The sequence below is a fragment of the Pseudomonas zhanjiangensis genome, from assembly GCF_041027545.1.
GTDB lineage: Bacteria > Pseudomonadota > Gammaproteobacteria > Pseudomonadales > Pseudomonadaceae > Aquipseudomonas > Aquipseudomonas zhanjiangensis.
The window spans coordinates 1-15,441 of record NZ_JBFTEG010000035.1 but is presented as its reverse complement, the minus strand read 5'-3'; the positions used below and the strand labels follow the sequence as shown (position 1 = coordinate 15,441).

At 64.9% G+C, this 15,441-nt stretch carries 16 protein-coding genes; 4 read left to right on the top strand and 12 right to left on the bottom strand.

The features are described 5' to 3' along the window. Positions 1 to 261: 261 nt before the first annotated feature. The 9 genes from AB5S05_RS21640 to AB5S05_RS21600 form a co-directional block, all read right to left on the bottom strand. On the bottom strand, positions 262 to 2,580 hold the full coding sequence (locus tag AB5S05_RS21640; protein WP_369289577.1) for a DUF5906 domain-containing protein: 2,319 nt from the start codon (positions 2,578 to 2,580) through the stop codon (positions 262 to 264). Then, positions 2,577 to 2,828, bottom strand: a complete 252-nt coding sequence (locus AB5S05_RS21635; RefSeq protein WP_369289576.1) for a helix-turn-helix transcriptional regulator — start codon at positions 2,826 to 2,828, stop codon at positions 2,577 to 2,579. The genes AB5S05_RS21640 and AB5S05_RS21635 overlap by 4 nt, the downstream gene beginning before the upstream one ends. Continuing rightward, positions 2,815 to 3,420 (bottom strand): helix-turn-helix transcriptional regulator, encoded by a 606-nt coding sequence (locus tag AB5S05_RS21630; protein WP_369289575.1) that lies wholly within the window; start codon positions 3,418 to 3,420, stop codon positions 2,815 to 2,817. The genes AB5S05_RS21635 and AB5S05_RS21630 overlap by 14 nt, the downstream gene beginning before the upstream one ends. Before the next feature lie 256 nt (positions 3,421 to 3,676). Continuing rightward, a complete protein-coding gene (locus AB5S05_RS21625; RefSeq protein ID WP_369289574.1) occupies positions 3,677 to 5,002 on the bottom strand; it encodes a tyrosine-type recombinase/integrase in 1,326 nt (441 codons plus the stop codon). A gap of 340 nt (positions 5,003 to 5,342) precedes the next feature. Beyond that, positions 5,343 to 6,014: a peptide-methionine (S)-S-oxide reductase MsrA gene (msrA, locus tag AB5S05_RS21620; RefSeq protein ID WP_369289573.1), complete on the bottom strand. Its 672-nt coding sequence runs from the start codon at positions 6,012 to 6,014 to the stop codon at positions 5,343 to 5,345. Positions 6,015 to 6,016: 2 nt separating this feature from the next. Next, the gene (gene msrB / locus AB5S05_RS21615; RefSeq protein ID WP_369289572.1) at positions 6,017 to 6,541 is read right to left on the bottom strand and encodes a peptide-methionine (R)-S-oxide reductase MsrB; all 525 of its coding nucleotides are present in this window, start codon (positions 6,539 to 6,541) and stop codon (positions 6,017 to 6,019) included. A 113-nt stretch (positions 6,542 to 6,654) separates the two neighbouring features. Beyond that, positions 6,655 to 7,185: a magnesium transporter gene (locus AB5S05_RS21610; protein WP_369289571.1), complete on the bottom strand. Its 531-nt coding sequence runs from the start codon at positions 7,183 to 7,185 to the stop codon at positions 6,655 to 6,657. Between the two features lie 91 nt (positions 7,186 to 7,276). Beyond that, the gene (locus AB5S05_RS21605; protein WP_369289570.1) at positions 7,277 to 8,317 is read right to left on the bottom strand and encodes a GGDEF domain-containing protein; all 1,041 of its coding nucleotides are present in this window, start codon (positions 8,315 to 8,317) and stop codon (positions 7,277 to 7,279) included. 140 nt (positions 8,318 to 8,457) lie between these two features. After that, a complete protein-coding gene (locus AB5S05_RS21600) occupies positions 8,458 to 8,862 on the bottom strand; it encodes a GNAT family N-acetyltransferase (RefSeq protein WP_369289569.1) in 405 nt (134 codons plus the stop codon). 250 nt (positions 8,863 to 9,112) lie between these two features. On the opposite strand from AB5S05_RS21600, the gene AB5S05_RS21595 reads away from it, so the two are divergent. The 3 genes from AB5S05_RS21595 (at position 9,113) to AB5S05_RS21585 (ending at position 12,383) form a co-directional block, all read left to right on the top strand. Then, positions 9,113 to 9,907 (top strand): PP2C family protein-serine/threonine phosphatase, encoded by a 795-nt coding sequence (locus AB5S05_RS21595; RefSeq protein WP_369289568.1) that lies wholly within the window; start codon positions 9,113 to 9,115, stop codon positions 9,905 to 9,907. Positions 9,908 to 9,930: 23 nt separating this feature from the next. Beyond that, complete coding sequence (locus tag AB5S05_RS21590; RefSeq protein WP_369289578.1) at positions 9,931 to 11,442, top strand: serine/threonine-protein kinase; 1,512 nt, start codon at positions 9,931 to 9,933, stop codon at positions 11,440 to 11,442. A 71-nt stretch (positions 11,443 to 11,513) separates the two neighbouring features. Further along, a complete protein-coding gene (locus AB5S05_RS21585) occupies positions 11,514 to 12,383 on the top strand; it encodes an FHA domain-containing protein (protein ID WP_369289567.1) in 870 nt (289 codons plus the stop codon). 13 nt (positions 12,384 to 12,396) lie between these two features. Here the strand turns inward: AB5S05_RS21585 and AB5S05_RS21580 are convergent, their stop codons facing one another. Then, entirely contained in the window at positions 12,397 to 12,996 is a 600-nt protein-coding gene (locus AB5S05_RS21580; protein ID WP_369289566.1) for a short chain dehydrogenase, read from the bottom strand. Positions 12,997 to 13,113: 117 nt separating this feature from the next. On the opposite strand from AB5S05_RS21580, the gene AB5S05_RS21575 reads away from it, so the two are divergent. Next, complete coding sequence (locus AB5S05_RS21575; RefSeq protein WP_369289565.1) at positions 13,114 to 14,028, top strand: LysR family transcriptional regulator; 915 nt, start codon at positions 13,114 to 13,116, stop codon at positions 14,026 to 14,028. Positions 14,029 to 14,036: 8 nt separating this feature from the next. On the opposite strand, the gene AB5S05_RS21570 is transcribed toward AB5S05_RS21575, so the two are convergent. Continuing rightward, positions 14,037 to 14,363 carry a DUF2025 family protein gene (locus AB5S05_RS21570; RefSeq protein ID WP_369289564.1) on the bottom strand — a complete coding sequence of 109 codons (327 nt, stop codon included), beginning with the start codon at positions 14,361 to 14,363 and terminating at the stop codon, positions 14,037 to 14,039. 158 nt (positions 14,364 to 14,521) lie between these two features. Beyond that, on the bottom strand, positions 14,522 to 15,142 hold the full coding sequence (locus AB5S05_RS21565; protein WP_369289563.1) for a hypothetical protein: 621 nt from the start codon (positions 15,140 to 15,142) through the stop codon (positions 14,522 to 14,524). Positions 15,143 to 15,441 lie beyond the last annotated feature (299 nt).

Below are 15,441 nucleotides of genomic sequence, written 5' to 3'. Positions count from 1 at the left end.
GGGACATCAGTCATTACTTGATGCACCGTTACAACTGGATCAGACCGCATCAATACAACGACGGGCTACCACCTGCGGTGGCCGAAGAAAAACTTAACCCACTGTCCGGGATGGGTTGACCACTACACGGCCTAGTGAAGAAAAACGACGGCTAAGAGGGATAAGTCGGTACAGATAGCACGAGAGCCCAGCGGGGCTGGGTTCTCGGCACTACCGACCTTGCAAAAAAGTATCGGCCTAGGTCGGTACATGAACCGACCTTCAAAAAGGCGCCGTGCCCCGTGCTGCTGCCGAGTAACTATCGGCCCCCAGCTCCGCCCACTCCGTCAGGTCGTCCCAGCGCATCGGCATTCGTGCCCGGTCCCACGCAGCCCGTGCATCCTGTAATGGCGGGATGACGAAGCCCCGAGGGCGGCTCCGGTCGTGGTATTCGAAGCCCAGATCACGCATGAGCTTGTTCACCGCGTTTAAGGTCACATCATCACGACGCAGGCGTGTCTGCGCGTAGTCGCGCAGGTCGGCGGTTGCGAGGAACGGCTGAGAGAGCCCGACCCAGCGGCGCGCGGGTATCTCGCCGGTGCGCAGCAGGTCGAGAAACACGGCGTCGATGCCGGCGACCGTTGCTGCCTTCTGCGCGTGCAGGGCCTCGGTCTGGGGGACGCTCCGGCGAGGGTGCCATTCGCCAAGGTCCATCGTCAGGAGGTCGTACAACATGGCTGCTAAGCCGCCGTCCTGCAGTTGCTCTGCGATGGCGCGGAAGTAGTCGCTGTCCTGCGCGTGCTGGCTGGACACTTCGAAGACGGCGAACCGGCGCTCATCAATCCCGGCGGGCACAACCCATTCCTCATTCGAGGCCATAACAACGTGCAGTCGGTTCCGCGCCTGCACGAGGTTCACGCCTTTGCCCTCAATCGTCAGCTCAGGTTCGGTGATGAGGCCCTTCAGCACGCTTTCCGCTGCCTTGTCGCCGGGGACAATTGCCTCGTCCGCGAACAGCAGGCAGCAGTCCCGCAAGTGTGCGTTGAAGCGGCCGGTGAGCTGGCCCGGGGAGTTGATCTGCAAACCGTGTTGGCCAAACAGGCGCCTGAGTGAGCGAGCGAAGATTCCCTTGCCGGTGCCTCGACCGCCACGCAGGGCCAGTGCCACTTCGGCAGGCTCGCCTGGATTCTGCACCGCCCATGCGGCCCAGCGCAGGATGTAGTCGGCACATGCTTCGTCCCCGCAGGCAAGGATGCGGCGGACGTGTTCACGCATTAGCGACCAGTCGCCCTCCTTGGGCATCACCGACCAGCCGCGCCACATATTCAGGTAGCCGTCCACCTCCTCGGGCTTGCCGGGGAAGAAGCGCAGGGCGAGGTATTCGCGCCTCTGTCTGTGTTCAAGCCACCATTTACCCAGCGGCTTGTAGCCCACGCCCTTGTCGGTCGGGTACTCCACGAGGCGGTGCATGTAGCGGTTGCGGAAGTCCTCGAATGATTGCAGCACCGGCACAAGACGGTCCTCGTCCAGCTCCGTCCGCTCCCACGACAGCACGCGCGTCTTGCCGCCCTCCTGAAGCAGCACGGCGTGTTTCATGTTCATTTCCTCAAGGGTCGGATCGGCGCAGGCGGCGCGAGCGTTCTCAATCTGGCGTTGTGCGTAGCCCTGCCAGTTGCGTTGTTCCCGGACGCTGGCGCTGATGCCATTGTTCGGGTCGGTAATCGCACCGAAGATCAATTCATCCGGCAGGCCCGCGCGGACAAGATCGCAGACGGCGCGGAACAGGGCTTCACTGCGCGACGGGTAGCGTTGCGGGTCGATAGGGTCAGCGCCAGTCGCCACGAGGGCAAGCGTGTGATCCTGGATCGTCGTCCGGTTTGTTATTGCCCATCCGCGCAGCTCATCGACGCCCACGGCTGTACCGTCGCCCATCGACACCGGCGCGTATGCCTTCCCGGTGGCAGGGCAGGGCTTCGTGCTGGCGGCGGAGTTCGTCGGCGGCGCGGCGTTGAAGGCCGACAGGGGATAGCTGGTGTCATTCCAGCAATACACCTTGGCTTCTGCGGTCTCGCGGCCTTTCGCCCGCTTCTTCGCGTTCGGGATGTTCACCGAGCCCGGGAGCCTGAGCAGCCTGTCCACGTTATGGCAGGAGTCCGCCTTGAAGATGCGTTCCAGATCGCGGTTGTAGCGTTCGGCCTCCGCCGGGTCGGTGATGGGTAGGGGCTCCGACAGCTCCCACAGGGCTTGGAATCCGCCTCCGCTATCGACAACCACTGTCGGCGCTGGTGTAGCACCCTTCAGCATTGCGAGTATGCGCGCACGTTCGGCCTGTAGATCCTCACCCGCGAACGGGTCCACGTCCACCCACAGATATTCGAGCGTGGCAATGTCGGCCTTCGTCGGCTTCTTGTTGATCGGCTCCGCCACAGTGCCCACGGTGTAGTAAAGGTTGCGCTTGCCGTTGTGTTGGGCAATCCATGCTTCCGCTTCATCGGCGTTCTTGAAGGTGCGCGTTTCGGTTGCGCCACCCTCCGGCGGGATCGCGGTCACGCACCATGGGCCAGCCGGGCGCAGACGGGTCAGAAACTCAATAGGCGTCATTGCGCGCCCTCCGCCGTGTGGTTTTGTTCGTTGGCGGCCAACCACTCATCAAGCGCGGCGCGGCGGTAGCGGACGGAGCGGCCCAGCTTCGCATAGCGCGGCCCACCGCCATTCAGGCGGAGGAGTTCGAGCGTTTGACGGGACAGGCGCAGGTATTGCGCGGCCTCCTCCGTGGTGAACACGCTTGGTTGGAGTTCGGAGAGGATCTGGGCGACCTGCTCACGGGTCAGGAGTTCACGCGTTTCCATTGCCGCGGCCCTCCTCAATCAGGTAGTGCATCAGCGTCCGCCCGAAGGTCAGTCGGTGGGCTTCGTCTAGGTCATGGAGGGTCCCGCGGAAAGTCGGGCTTTCTTCCAGTTCGGGATTTTCCTCCAGCCGCTTGCGTAGCACCTTCTCCCGGTGCAGCACTTGGGCGATGGCCTGAGCAAAGATTGCCTTCAAGGCCTCATCGGTCAGGTCATAGTTGCCGCCCGGCTTCGCCAAGCGGCGTAAGCCCTCCTCCGGGAGGTCGGTTTCAACCGCGAGCGCGGCGAGAGATTCACCCCCGGCGAGGAGGAAGGCGTGCACGAATGGGTGCGGATCGGAGGCCTCCGGGTTCCTGTCGGCGCATTGCTGGGCGAGTTCCAGATAGGCTTTGCGCTTGGCGCCCCGGCGCATGTTCGAATCGCGCCAGTGGGCCAGTTCATCGCAGAACCAGACGGTGAGGCGCTGGCCGGGGATCTTGTGGGGTTGAGGGAAGCTTTCGAGGGTCTTGGTCCAGCGCCAGAGCGTGGCCGGTGAGCAGCCCAGGAAAGCAGCGGCGTGCGCGGGACGGAGCGCAATGCGGTTGTCTTCGGTCATGGTCGGGAACTCCGATCAATCGGCCCACACCACAAACGAAGAAAGGGCGGCGGGCCATAGTTGGCTCACGACGCCCCTTCGCATCACGCTCAGGTATCGGACTGCTCCGGCTCGGCTATCGCATCACGCTCCGCCCCGTGCCCTTGCAGTCCGGCTTCGACTCATTGTCCCCGGGACAATCCCGAGGGCTACGGGGGAAGTCTAAGTCTCGAATCGTCCACAGTAAAGTCTTTCTAGGAGTCTAAGTTGTTGAAATTTAAGAAGTATATTTACTTTTTAGGGTTTCCATTTCTGCTATGCCCCGTCCTTTCTGGCTTTTCTTCTCACCTTCGCACAGCAATCGCATCCGGTCGGTAATCTGCTGCATTGGCCCGCGGAGGTACTCTTGGTCAGGCGTGTAGTAGGCCCGCGTGATCTTGCGGCTGGACCGCGCCGAAACGCTGTGATTGACCAGCACTTGAATAACTGGCTCCGGGATGCCGAGTTGGTAGGCTTGCGTGATGAAGGTGTGGCGCAGGCCGTGGACGGAGAATGGGATGGACAGCTTTACCTTGGGCTCGCTGATGTGGCCACTTTTGCTTTCCGCCGGGAACACATAGGGCGAATCCGGGAAGATGGTTTTTGCCTGCTCGCATTCCTGCCGCTTCTTCAAGAGGCCAACAAGGAAGTCTGACAGCGGTAGGTGAAAGGCCCGGTCCTTGCCGCCCTTCGGATTGGGCACGAACAGGGCGCGTTCCCCAAACTTCACGTCTACCCATTTCACGCTTGCGGCGCTGCGGCGACGAAGGCCCGAGAACAGGACAAACAGGAGGAAGTCCCGGCGGATCGGGTTGTCCATGCCCAACACGTCCGCGTACCAGTGGGGCAAGTCCTTCTCCGCAATGGCGGCGTCCCGCTCCTCCTCGCGGTACCAGTCAATGGCAATGCACGGGTTATCGGGCATCCGCTCATACTCGCGGGTCACGCGGTTGTAGATGGCCCGGAATACGCGGAACACGGCGTTTGCCTGATAGCGTCCGGAGTCCTCGTTGCGCTCCTTCGTGTACGCTTTCCCGTTCTTCGGGGTCACGGTCGCGTACTTGCCAGCAGCAATGTCGGCGGCGATTTTGTGGTGACGCTCGCGGGCTTCGGTCCGCGTGATCGAGGCAAGCGGCCTGTCCAGCCAGTCGGGAAGATAACGGGTCATGCGGTACTCGTAGTCATCCGTGGTGCGCTTGCTGCGCCCCTTTGCGTTCATCGACTTGAGGTGGAGCGCGAGCCCGTCCTTGAGCGTGACCGTCTGCGCCTGGTTCGCCTGCGCCTCCTTGTTCGGGTTGATCCCCTTGGTCATCTTCATGAGGAGTTCGCGCGCCTCCTCCCGGGCCTGCTCAACGGTGAACACGCCATAACGCCCAATGGAGGTACGGACGGACCTACCGTTGATGTCGCGCTGAACAAAGAAGGTCTTAGCCTTCGCGCCCACGCAGACGCCCAGTCCCTTGAGTTCGGTGTCGAAGTACAGGTGCTGGCGCTTCTTGTCGTCGGGCTGGACGAAGGGGAGCCCCTTCACGGCGCTTTGCGTGAGCTTGATCGTGTTGGGCATGGGAGAACCTTTTTAGTAACGGGATAGTAAGGTTGATCCTTAAAAGCCGGTAGGTCACCTTCTAACTCGTAACCGGATGGCTTCCGGTAAACATAGGGCTTTACGTACCTTATTAAAAGTCAATAGCATTCCCTTAGTAGCTGGGCGCTATAATTCGTAATGATGGGGTCGGGGGTTCGATTCCTCTCAACGGCACCAAACAAATCAAAGGGTTAGCGCAAGCTAGCCCTTTGTTGTTTCTGGGCGGGTCTGGCCCTGTTTACCCATTACCCACAGTGCGCCTCATGCAGGCCAGAAGCCTGCACCAGGCCTCCTGCGGCCTGGCGCAGGTCTGTGGCGCTCAGTGCTTCTTGCCCCAGAGTTGTTCCAGCCGTGCATCGCGCCCACAGCCATGCCGGTAGTAGGCATAGCGTAGCGGATTCTTCTGGTAGTAGTTCTGGTGGTAGTCCTCGGCCGGATAGAAAGAGGTGGCCGGAAGGATTTCCGTGACAATCGGCTGACTGAAACGCCCCGAGGCTTGCAGGGCGTCTCTGGAGGCCTCTGCCAGGGCCTTTTCCTCGGGCGTGCTGTAGAAGATTGCGCTGCGGTACTGCGAGCCGTGGTCGCAGAACTGGGCATTCGGGGTCAGCGGGTCGATGGTTGGCCAGTAGGCCTCGAGCAGCTTGGCATAGCTGGTCTGATTCGGGTCGTAGCGCACCTGGACCGCTTCCAGGTGGCCGCTGTCACCGGCCGAGACCTGCTGGTAGCTGGGGTTCGCCACATGCCCGCCGATATAGCCGGAGGTGGTGGACAGGACACCGGCTACCTTGTCGAAATCCGCCTCGGTGCACCAGAAGCAACCGCCGGCGAACACCGCCACGCCCACGTCCTGGTTGCTGTCGCTGCTCATCGGTTCGGCCGCCGGAGGGCTTTCGGCCGAGGTGGGCCCGCACGCGCCGAGCAGGCCGGCGAGAAGCGCGGCGGCGGCGATCAGTGGTCCGCGGCTGAGCCAGAGTGGGGCTTTAGCGATCATATTCAGCTCCTGAGTGCGGGCAAGGGTTGATCTTCGGGGATGAACCGCAAGGCCACGCCGTTATTGCACCAGCGTTCGCCGCGCGGTGGCGGGCCGTCGTCGAACACATGGCCCTGGTGTCCGCCGCAGCGCGCGCAGTGGTACTCGGTGCGCGGGAAGATCAGCTTGAAGTCGCGCTTGGTGGCCGTATGGCCCTCGATCGGCTGGGTGAAGCTGGGCCAGCCGGTACCGCTCTCATACTTGTGCTGGCTGTCGAACAACGGCAGATAGCACGCCGCGCAGATATAGGTGCCGGCGCGTTTCTCGTCATTCAGCGGGCTGCTGCCGGCGCGCTCGGTATCCTCCTCGAACAGCACCGCGTAGGCCTCGGGCGACAGCAGATCACGCCAGGCGCTGTGCGGCTTGTCCAGCGGGCTGACTGTCACGCCCGCGCCGACCGCTGCAGCCAGGCTGGTGGAGGCATGGCTGCCCAGAAGCGGCAGGGTCGGGAGCAAGGCGATGCCCCGAAGCAAGGAACGTCTTTTCATAACCCGTCTCTCCAGAAGATGCGTTCAATAGACTGGGCCGGGCTCGATTTGTTACAGCGGCCCGGGGGGGGGCGGTGAACGCATGCGTTGGCAGCCCCGTCTAGCCGTGCTGGCTAGCCGTCTCGCCAGCCCGGCAGCCAGAGCCGGGTCGCCGTGCCGGTGCCGGCGCCCTGCAGCAGCGGATGCCGGGCCACGACCTGATCGAGGATGGCTTGCTGCTTGTCATCGACGTCGACGAAGAACACGTGGTGGCCGTCGCGCAGGCAGGCTTCGAAGCGGCGGAAGCAGCGGTTGCATTGCTGCATGCCGAGGAAGCCACCGTCCCATGCGCAGAAGCCAACCAGGGAGGCCGCCAGCAGGATGAAGGGCGTCCAGCCGACATTGCCGTCCGCCCAGCCGCCGATATAGGCAAACGCCAGCAGCAGGCCGGCCAGCAGTGTGCCGACCACGGCCCCTTTGCAGCCGGAATTGACCACGTCCTTCTTCAGCAGCAGCGAGAGCTTGTGCAGGTGATGGCGGCCCACCTCGGATTCGCACTCGCTGAGCACATGGATGTGCACGCTGTCGATACCGCCGGCCTCCAGTTCGTTCTCGATGCGTTCGAGATCGTCCAGGTCGTCGCTGATGAAATAATGTCGATGCATGGCATGCTCCCGCAGGCCTGAACCGCTCAGCTGGACTACTGGCTAATTGTACTCCTCGAGGGCGAAACCGGGCGCCCCGGGGGTGGGGCGGTCAGAGGCTTGCCGCTTCCGGAGTCTGCGGCTCCGGGTCGATGATGGTGCAGTTGCGCCCGGCGCTCTTGGCCTGGTAGAGGCGGCTGTCGGCCCGTTGCAGCCAGCTTTCCCAGTGCTCGCCCGGGCGCAGGATGGCCCCGCCGACGGACATGGTCACGGCCCCGCCAGGACCCTGCAGGCCCTGGGCGACCTGGCGCTGCAGGTGGGCGGCGGCGGCGATCAGGCCCGGCCGGTCGGTGTTGGGCAGCAGCAGCAGGAACTCCTCGCCGCCGAAGCGGAACAGGCGGTCTTCGACCCGTGTCGAGCACATGATCAGTTCTACGAAGTCCACCAGCACCTTGTCGCCGGCCTGGTGGCCATAGCTGTCGTTGATCCGCTTGAAGTGATCCAGGTCCATCACCAGCACGCCATGGCTGATGCCGTGCCGGCGATGGCTGGCCACGGCAATCTTCAGTTCGGCGTTCATTGCCCGGCGATTGCGCGCCCCGGTCAGCGGGTCGCGGATCGCCAGCGCCTGCAACTGGTCGCGCTGGCTGCTGGTGCGGTAGGCGAAGATGAAGGTGAGGGCGCTGGCCATCAGGCCGGTGACCAGGAACGAGACCATCTGGTAATGGCTTTCGAACACCGTTCCCGGCACGGCCAGCGAGTAGCTCACCAGGACCGTCAGGACCAGTGTGGTGATCAGCAATGCCTTGCCCGGCGAGACCATGAAGAAGTTGAAGAGGATCAGCGGGTAGATCCAGAACAGGCCGTTGACGCCCAGGTTGATGGCGATCAGCGTGGCGCACAGGGAGAACACCATGGCCAGGCCGATGCCCGGCTTCACCGTGTCGCCGGTACGCCAGGCATAGAGCACGGCAAGCACCGTGGACGACACGATGATGGTATCGGCGCTGCCGACCAGGTAGTTGCCCTGGCTGAGGCGATAGATGGCGTAGGGCGAAATGCCTAGGACACCGAACAGCCCCATCAGGGTGATGATCGATAGCTGGAAGTCATTACGCAGACGCTTGAGCAGTCGCAGAGCTTGCTTAGCCATGGCCGGTGCTTGTAGTTGTTATGCCCCTAGCATGCAGAGCGCGCCTGCGCCTGGCAAGCGTGCAACCTGAACAAAGTGCCAGTATTTGTGCCATCACCCTGGCCGACTGCGTGGCTGGCTATTGGCAAGGGGTAGGCGGCTCAGCGGTAGAGGGCGATCAGCGGCTTGCTGCGCCGATAGCGGGCCAGCCGCTCGGCCAGTGCGGGGGGCAACTCGAGGCACTGGGTGAAGCCCAGGCGCTGATAGAACGCGTCCAGCTCGGGATCACAGAACAACCAGACCGGGCCCTCGGTTTCCGCCAGCACCTGCTCGAGTAGTCGGCAGGCGACACCCTGGCGCCGATAAGCGGGTGCGACCAGCAGGCCGGTCAGCCAGTGCCCGGGCGGCACGGGCCGCAGGCAGAGCGCGGCGACAATCTCGGACTGCAGGGCGACCCATACCCGGTCGTGGCGGTGGGCGCGCATGGGCGAGTGCTGGGCGCGATAGAACTTGTGCGCCAAGGGTCTGGACAGCGCTGTCAGGGCCTGGACGTGCAATGGGGTCATGCTGGTTCGGTGTCGGGCCTTGGAAGGGGCGGCGTGGGCGCTGGGCCAGATCTGCGCCACGGCGGGTCGCGTCAGGATAACCGCTTCGCCGTGCACCGGCGATGCCTGGCGGGGGGCGCGAGGCTTGGACTGGTTAACAGTTCGCGGCAAAACTTGGCACAAGCGATGACAGCGCGGGACGGGGGTCGCATCATGTCAGAGTCGCCAACGTCCCTGCAGGGGCGTGCAGTCATGACAAGCGAGTCTATCGATGACGCCGAATGATCAGCCCCTGGCCTATGCGGCGCAGACCGTCGCCGGCCAGGTGCGCGAACACAATGAAGACGCCCTGCTGTGTTGTCCCGAACTCGGTTTGTGGGCCGTTGCCGATGGGTTGGGCGGGCACAACTGCGGCGAAGTGGCCAGCGCCATGGCGCTGCAGGCTCTGCAGGACGCCTGTGCCAGCGGCGCGGCTCTGTCGGAGGCCGTGCATGCGGCCAATGGCGCCGTGCTGGCCGCCGCCGAGGCGGATCGCGAGTGCCGAGGCATGGGCACCACCCTGGTCGCCGTGCGTTTCCTCGGCGCCGATTTCCAGATCGCCTGGGCCGGCGACAGCCGCGCCTACCGGCTCGATGCCGATGGCATCGCTTGTCTGAGTCACGATCACAGCTGGGTCCAGGCGATGATCGACGCCGGCCAAATGAGCCTGGACGAGGCGCGCCAGCATCCCCGTCGCGGAGTGATCTTCCAGTGCTTGGGGCGTCCCGACCAGGCGCTCGAGGTGGGACTGGTGGAGGGGCACCTGCAGCCGCACGAGCTGCTCCTGCTGTGCAGCGATGGCTTGACCGGTGAGCTGACCGATGCTCAGATTCAGCAGCTCTGCGCCAATGCCGGCAGCCTCGAGGCGATGGTCGCGTCGCTGGTCGGGGCGGCCAACCTGATGGGCGGGCACGACAATATCTCCTGCATCGTGCTGGGGCGGGAGGCCACGGTGCCGGCACCGGTGAACGCGGCGAAGCGCCCGCGTGGCCTGCTCGGCAGGCTGTTCAAACCCCTCAGACCCTAATCCGCCGATGTGCAGCCATGTCCATGAATGAACAGCTGATCGAGATCCCCGGTTACCACGTGCATGCTCGCCTTGGCCAGGGCGGCATGGCCGAGGTCTACCTGGCCACCCAGCTGTCGCTGCAGCGCAAGGTCGCGCTCAAGGTGCTGCGCCAGGTCGATGACCAGGCGTTCAGCGAACGCTTCGTGCAGGAAGGGCACATGGTCGCCTCGCTGCACCACCGCTCGATCATCACCATTCACGACATCGGTCGGCTCGCCGACGGCCGTGACTACCTGGCCATGGAGTTCGTTGCCGGTGGTGACCTGTCCCGGCACAAGGGCGAGCTGTTCGAGCCGCAGCAGGCGTTGCGGATCATCCGGCAGATCGCCAGTGCCCTGGCCGTGGTCCACGATCACGGCCTGGTGCACCGCGACATCAAACCGGCCAACATCCTGTTTCGCGAAGACGGCACCGCGCTGCTCACCGATTTCGGCGTGGCCAAGCAGGTGACGCTGGACCACGACCTGACCCATTCCGGCATCGCCGTCGGCAGCCCGGCCTACAGCAGCCCCGAGCAGGCGCAGTGCCTGACGCTGGATGCGCGCAGCGACATCTACAGCCTGGGGGTGATCCTCCTGGAGTTGCTCAGCGGCGCCAACCCCTATCGCGGCGCCAGCTATACCCAGACCGTGATGAACCATGTGCAGATGCCGGTGCCACAGCTGTCGGCGCCGCTGCAGGACTATCAGTGGCTGCTCGAACGGATGCTCGCCAAGGACCCGGACGAGCGTTTCGCCGATTGCAAGGTGCTGCTGGCCAGCCTGGACGAGTTGCAGCCGGAGCCGGACGCCGGCGACCCGCGGGCGCACAGCGTGCCGGCCGCGGCCGGCGGGTCGTGGCGCCCGCGCCTAGCCTGGGGGCTGTTGGCCGTGTTGCTGCTGGGGGGAGCCGGCGCTGCGGGCTATTTCGGCTATCGGCAGGTGCAGATCGCCGACTTCCTGGCCCGCGCCGAGCAGCGCCTCGACGCCGGCCAGTTGCTGGAGCCGCCGCAGGACAATGCCGATTACCTGTTTCGCCAGGCGCTGGCCCTGGATGCGGACAACGGCAAGGCGCTCGATGGTCTGCAGCGCGTGCTCCAGGCGCGCATCGTCGGCTACCTGGACCTGGCCGAACAGCGGCTTGCCGACGATCGCCTGCTGATGCCCGAAGACGACAGCGCGACCTTCTACTTCCGCCAGGTGCTCGGCTGGCAGCCAGACAATCTGCTGGCCCTGGCCGGGCTGAATCGGGTGGCTCAGCGCTTTATCGAGGGCAGCGAGCAGGCCTATGCGCGGCGTCAGTTCGACCTGGCCCTGGAGTCGATCAAGCAGGGCCTGGAAGTGGAGCCGGACAACGAAACCCTGCTACAACTCTATGACCGTCACCCGCAGCGCGTAGCGGCGGCGCGGCCGCTGCGTGCGCCCGCCGCCACGCGCAGCGCCGAGGCGGCAAAGCCGCAGCAGGCCAGGCAGAATCCGATCAAACGACTGTGGAACAAGCTGTTCAATAACTGACCGCGACCGCCCGCGCGCCGGCCGCATCGAGCCGTCGGGCGTCGCATTCTCTACCCAGGTAACTGCCGGATATGCTCAGAATCGACTTCAGCGATAACCGTCAAGCGCCCGTCTGGCTGGTCGACGAGCGCTTCAGCATCGGCCAGGACAGCCGCAACGCGCTGGTGCTGGACGATGCCGAGATCAGCCCGTTTCACGCGGAAATCCGTCAGGAGCAGGGCTACTACTACCTGAGCGATAGCGGCAGCCAGGCAGGCACCTACGTCAACGACGAACGCATCGGCGCGCGCTATCAGCTGCGTGCCGACGACCGTGTGCGCCTGGGCCAGGTGGTGCTGCTGCTGGTCGACCCGAGCAAGCCCCGGGCCACGCCGACGGCCGCGCCCGCTGCCCGCTGGTTCCTGCAGGTGATCCAGGGCGAGCACGAGGGTCGGAAATTCCATATTCACGGCTCGATGACCTTCGGCCGTTCGGTTAAGTGCGAGCTGTGTTTCAGCGACCCGCAGCTGTCGCGCCGGCACTGCGAGTTCTTCCTCAAGGGGGACGTGCTGGAGGTCAAGGACCTGGCCTCGGCCGGTGGCGTGCGGGTCAACCAGCAGAAGGTGGCTACCGCGCTGCTGCAGCCGGGCGATCAGCTCAGGATCGGCTCGGTGAGCCTGCTGGTGATCGGCCCCCGGGGCACCCAGGCGCCGGTCGAGGGCGAGGACGAGGACGCGACCCAGTTCATGCGCGCCGTCGACCTGCCCAAGCCGCTCAAGCGGCAAAAGCCCCAGGGCACGCCCGCCAGCGCCAATCCCTTGCACCGCCCGGTGGCCAGCCCGGCCGCCACACCAGCGGCCAGGCCCGCTTCGCGGCTCGGTGCGCGGGCGCTGATCGGCCTGGCGCTGCTGGCCGTGGCGGTGGCTCTGGGCGGCGCGCTGCTGGCCAGGGCCCTGGCTTGAGCATCCGGCGGCCTCAGAGCACCCGGTAGACCTGGCCGGTCTGCGCGCCTTCCACGCTCTTGGCGTAGGCCAGGGCGACCTCGGCGCCCGGGACCGGCTTGAAGCCGCGGAAGTAGGGGGCGAAGTTGTCCATCGACTCCACCAGCACGGTCGGGCTTACCGCGTTGACCCGCAGGCCGCGCGGCAGTTCGATCGCCGCGCTGCGTACGAAGCTGTCCAGTGCGCCGTTGACCATGCTTGCCGAGCTGCCGTAGCGAATCGGGTCTTCGCTGAGAATACCGCTGGTCAGGGTGAAGGAGGCGCCGTCGTTGGCATAGTCGCGGCCGATCAGCAGCAGGTTGACCTGGCCCATCAGCTTGTCCTCGAGACCGATGGCGTACTGCGCCGCGCTCATCTCCTCCAGAGCGCCGAAATGCACGGCGCCGGCGGCACTGACCAGGGCATCGAAGCCTCCGGTCTGTTCGAACAGGGCGCGAATCGAGTCCGTGTCGCGGATATCCACGCGCAACTCACCGCTGTTGCGGCCAATGCGCACGACCTGGTGGCGCTGGCTGAGTTCACGGTCGATGGCTTGGCCGATGGTACCGCTGGCGCCGATCAAGAGGATTTTCATCTGGGGTCGTCTCCGTAGTGGGTTGCTGTGCTGGCCAGTCTAGAGGGATGATTGCCGGCGATAATCCATCTAATTGGAAAGATTTGGTTTCCATTTGGAAACAATCACGGAGTGCCCATGAGCGAACTGGATGACCTCTCGGCCTTTGCCACGCTGGTTGAGGCGGGCAGCTTCACCCGCGCGGCCGAGCGCCTGGGTTGCAGCAAGGGTCAGCTGTCCAAGCGCATGCGCCTGCTGGAAAACGGCCTCGGTGTCAGCCTGCTGCACCGGACCATCCGGCGCCTGAGCCTGACCGCCGCCGGGGCGGCCCTGCTACCCGAGGCGCAGGCACTGCAGGTGCAGGCCGAGCGGGCGCGGCAGGCCCTGTTGCGCGCCCAGGACAGCCTGGCCGGGACGGTGCGGCTGACGGTGCCGGTGTCCCTCGGCGAGACCTTCTTCGAGCCACTGCTGCTGGAGTTCGCCCGCCAGTACCCGCAGGTGCGCCTGGAGCTGGAGTTGAACAACGCACGCCGCGACCTGGTGCGCGATGGCTTCGACCTGGCGATTCGCTCGGTGGTTGAGGCCGACGAGCGCCTGGTGGCCAGGCCGCTGTTCGCCATGCAGGAACTGACCTGCGCCAGTGCGGAGTATCTGGCGCGGCACGGCGAGCCCCTGACGCCGCAGGAGCTGGCGCGGCACAGCTGTCTGATCAACAGCCATTTCAGCGGCCCGGAGCAGTGGCTGTACCACCGCCGACATGAGCTGATCCGGGTCAAGGTGGCCGGACCGCTGGCCTGCAACCAGTACGGCCTGCTGAAAAAGGCCGCGCTGTGCGGCGCGGGGATCGCCCGCCTGCCGTCCTACATGCTGCACGAGGAGCTGGCCGATGGCCGCCTGCGCTGGTTGCTGCGCGACTACCAGACGCGCAGCACGCCGGTGTTCCTGGTGCACCCCTATCAGGCCGGGCTGCCCAGGCGCACCCAGGTGCTGGCGGACTTCCTCCTGGCCTGGTTCGAGCGCAGCCGCCAGCTACTCGCCGGGGTCGGCGCCTGATGCTCTGTTCAGGCGTGGCGCAGGCGCCGCTCGGCGGTGATTTCCGGCAGGTCCTGGCGGCGCATATAGATGCGCAGCGGCTCGCCGATGTTCAGCCGGTCGTCGATGTGCTGGTCGAGCAGCAACTGGATGCGCTCGCGCTTGAGGATCATCTGCTCGCCGCCCAGGGCCTGCCAGACGAATTCGCAGGTCGGGATGATGCTGGGCGCCGGCACGTCCAGGCCGAAGGAATCCTCGCTGAAGCGGATCAGGTGCTGGCCGGTCTTGGCATTCAAGCCGACGAAGCCCTGCAGGCGGTCGGCTGCGTCGCAGATGCTGGCGGAAGTGGTGCTCATGCAATTACTCGTGGGCGTGGCTGAGAGAGGCCCACAGGGTAAGGTGCAATCGTCCAGGCACCTTGCCCGGGATCAATAGTCGCGCGAATCGGCGGCAATCCGGCATGGCGGGGCAAGTTGCCGCCGGGCGCCGAACAGGGGCGTCCGGGGCTGGTTCGTCACTCGGTCACGGAGGTGGAAAACGCGTTGATCCGGCCGAAGGGGGCGCTCTGCATGCCAACGTTCACCGCCATCAGCGGCGAGTTGTTTAGCCAGGCATCGTCGATCACGATGGTGCGGCCGATCTCGTCGTTGTCCGCCGCCACCAGCAGGTAGTAGGTGCCGTCTTCCGGGGCCTCGCCATCCCAGCCCAGGCTGACCTGGCCGAGCAGTGCCGAGACGCGCGACGGCTTGCTGGCGATCACGCTGCCGTAAGCATCCAGCAGCAGTGCCCGAGGCTTGAGGGCGAACTTGCTGAAGCCCAGACAGGGCGCATGGCACAGGGAGTTGACGCTAAGCCGGTAGCGCTCGCCCTGCTTGAGCTGCAGGGAAAACACCCGGTAATTGGACAGCGAACTGCCGAAGTCCAGCCGCGGTTGCTCGGCGTCGATGCGCCAGCTGGGTAGCTCCGGTCCGGGATTTACCGGTAGCGGAATGGCCTGGACGTTATGGATGGCTTCCAGATTGCTCTTGGCGATCGGCCCGCTACCGGCTCGTACCGCTTGCTCGTAGGTCGATTGCGGGTCGCTGGCGCAAGCGCCGAGCAGCAGGCAGCCAGCCAGGGTAAGAAGTGTGCGCATGTTGAAGTCCTCGTGGGTCGCGTCCTTGTGTAGCCCGCGGTGCATCCCTGCACGGCGGGGCGCGCATTCTACCCGCTTCGGCCGGCAGCGGGGCTGATCAATGTCCGGTTCGCTGCCCAGTGGCTGGTGGTCGCCGACGAATGGTGTCGGTCTGCTGGCGTCAGTATTTTGATGGCTATGTCCCAATGATGTGTTGCAAGAACTAATCTGAAAGGCAGGCATCCGCTCGGGAGGTCTGCCGCTCATGGATACTCAAGCCTTTCACCACTGGCTGGCTCAACTAGGCCAGCTCAGCCCCC

Bases quoted from the DNA above. Each gene is read 5' to 3' on its own strand.
- AB5S05_RS21640 (WP_369289577.1), bottom strand. From the start codon at position 2,580: ATGACGCCTATTGAGTTTCTGACCCGTCTGCGCCCGGCTGGCCCATGG.
- AB5S05_RS21635 (WP_369289576.1), bottom strand. From the start codon at position 2,828: ATGGAAACGCGTGAACTCCTGACCCGTGAGCAGGTCGCCCAGATCCTC.
- AB5S05_RS21630 (WP_369289575.1), bottom strand. From the start codon at position 3,420: ATGACCGAAGACAACCGCATTGCGCTCCGTCCCGCGCACGCCGCTGCT.
- AB5S05_RS21625 (WP_369289574.1), bottom strand. From the start codon at position 5,002: ATGCCCAACACGATCAAGCTCACGCAAAGCGCCGTGAAGGGGCTCCCC.
- msrA (WP_369289573.1), bottom strand. From the start codon at position 6,014: ATGATCGCTAAAGCCCCACTCTGGCTCAGCCGCGGACCACTGATCGCC.
- msrB (WP_369289572.1), bottom strand. From the start codon at position 6,541: ATGAAAAGACGTTCCTTGCTTCGGGGCATCGCCTTGCTCCCGACCCTG.
- AB5S05_RS21610 (WP_369289571.1), bottom strand. From the start codon at position 7,185: ATGCATCGACATTATTTCATCAGCGACGACCTGGACGATCTCGAACGC.
- AB5S05_RS21605 (WP_369289570.1), bottom strand. From the start codon at position 8,317: ATGGCTAAGCAAGCTCTGCGACTGCTCAAGCGTCTGCGTAATGACTTC.
- AB5S05_RS21600 (WP_369289569.1), bottom strand. From the start codon at position 8,862: ATGACCCCATTGCACGTCCAGGCCCTGACAGCGCTGTCCAGACCCTTG.
- AB5S05_RS21595 (WP_369289568.1), top strand. From the start codon at position 9,113: ATGACGCCGAATGATCAGCCCCTGGCCTATGCGGCGCAGACCGTCGCC.
- AB5S05_RS21590 (WP_369289578.1), top strand. From the start codon at position 9,931: ATGAATGAACAGCTGATCGAGATCCCCGGTTACCACGTGCATGCTCGC.
- AB5S05_RS21585 (WP_369289567.1), top strand. From the start codon at position 11,514: ATGCTCAGAATCGACTTCAGCGATAACCGTCAAGCGCCCGTCTGGCTG.
- AB5S05_RS21580 (WP_369289566.1), bottom strand. From the start codon at position 12,996: ATGAAAATCCTCTTGATCGGCGCCAGCGGTACCATCGGCCAAGCCATC.
- AB5S05_RS21575 (WP_369289565.1), top strand. From the start codon at position 13,114: ATGAGCGAACTGGATGACCTCTCGGCCTTTGCCACGCTGGTTGAGGCG.
- AB5S05_RS21570 (WP_369289564.1), bottom strand. From the start codon at position 14,363: ATGAGCACCACTTCCGCCAGCATCTGCGACGCAGCCGACCGCCTGCAG.
- AB5S05_RS21565 (WP_369289563.1), bottom strand. From the start codon at position 15,142: ATGCGCACACTTCTTACCCTGGCTGGCTGCCTGCTGCTCGGCGCTTGC.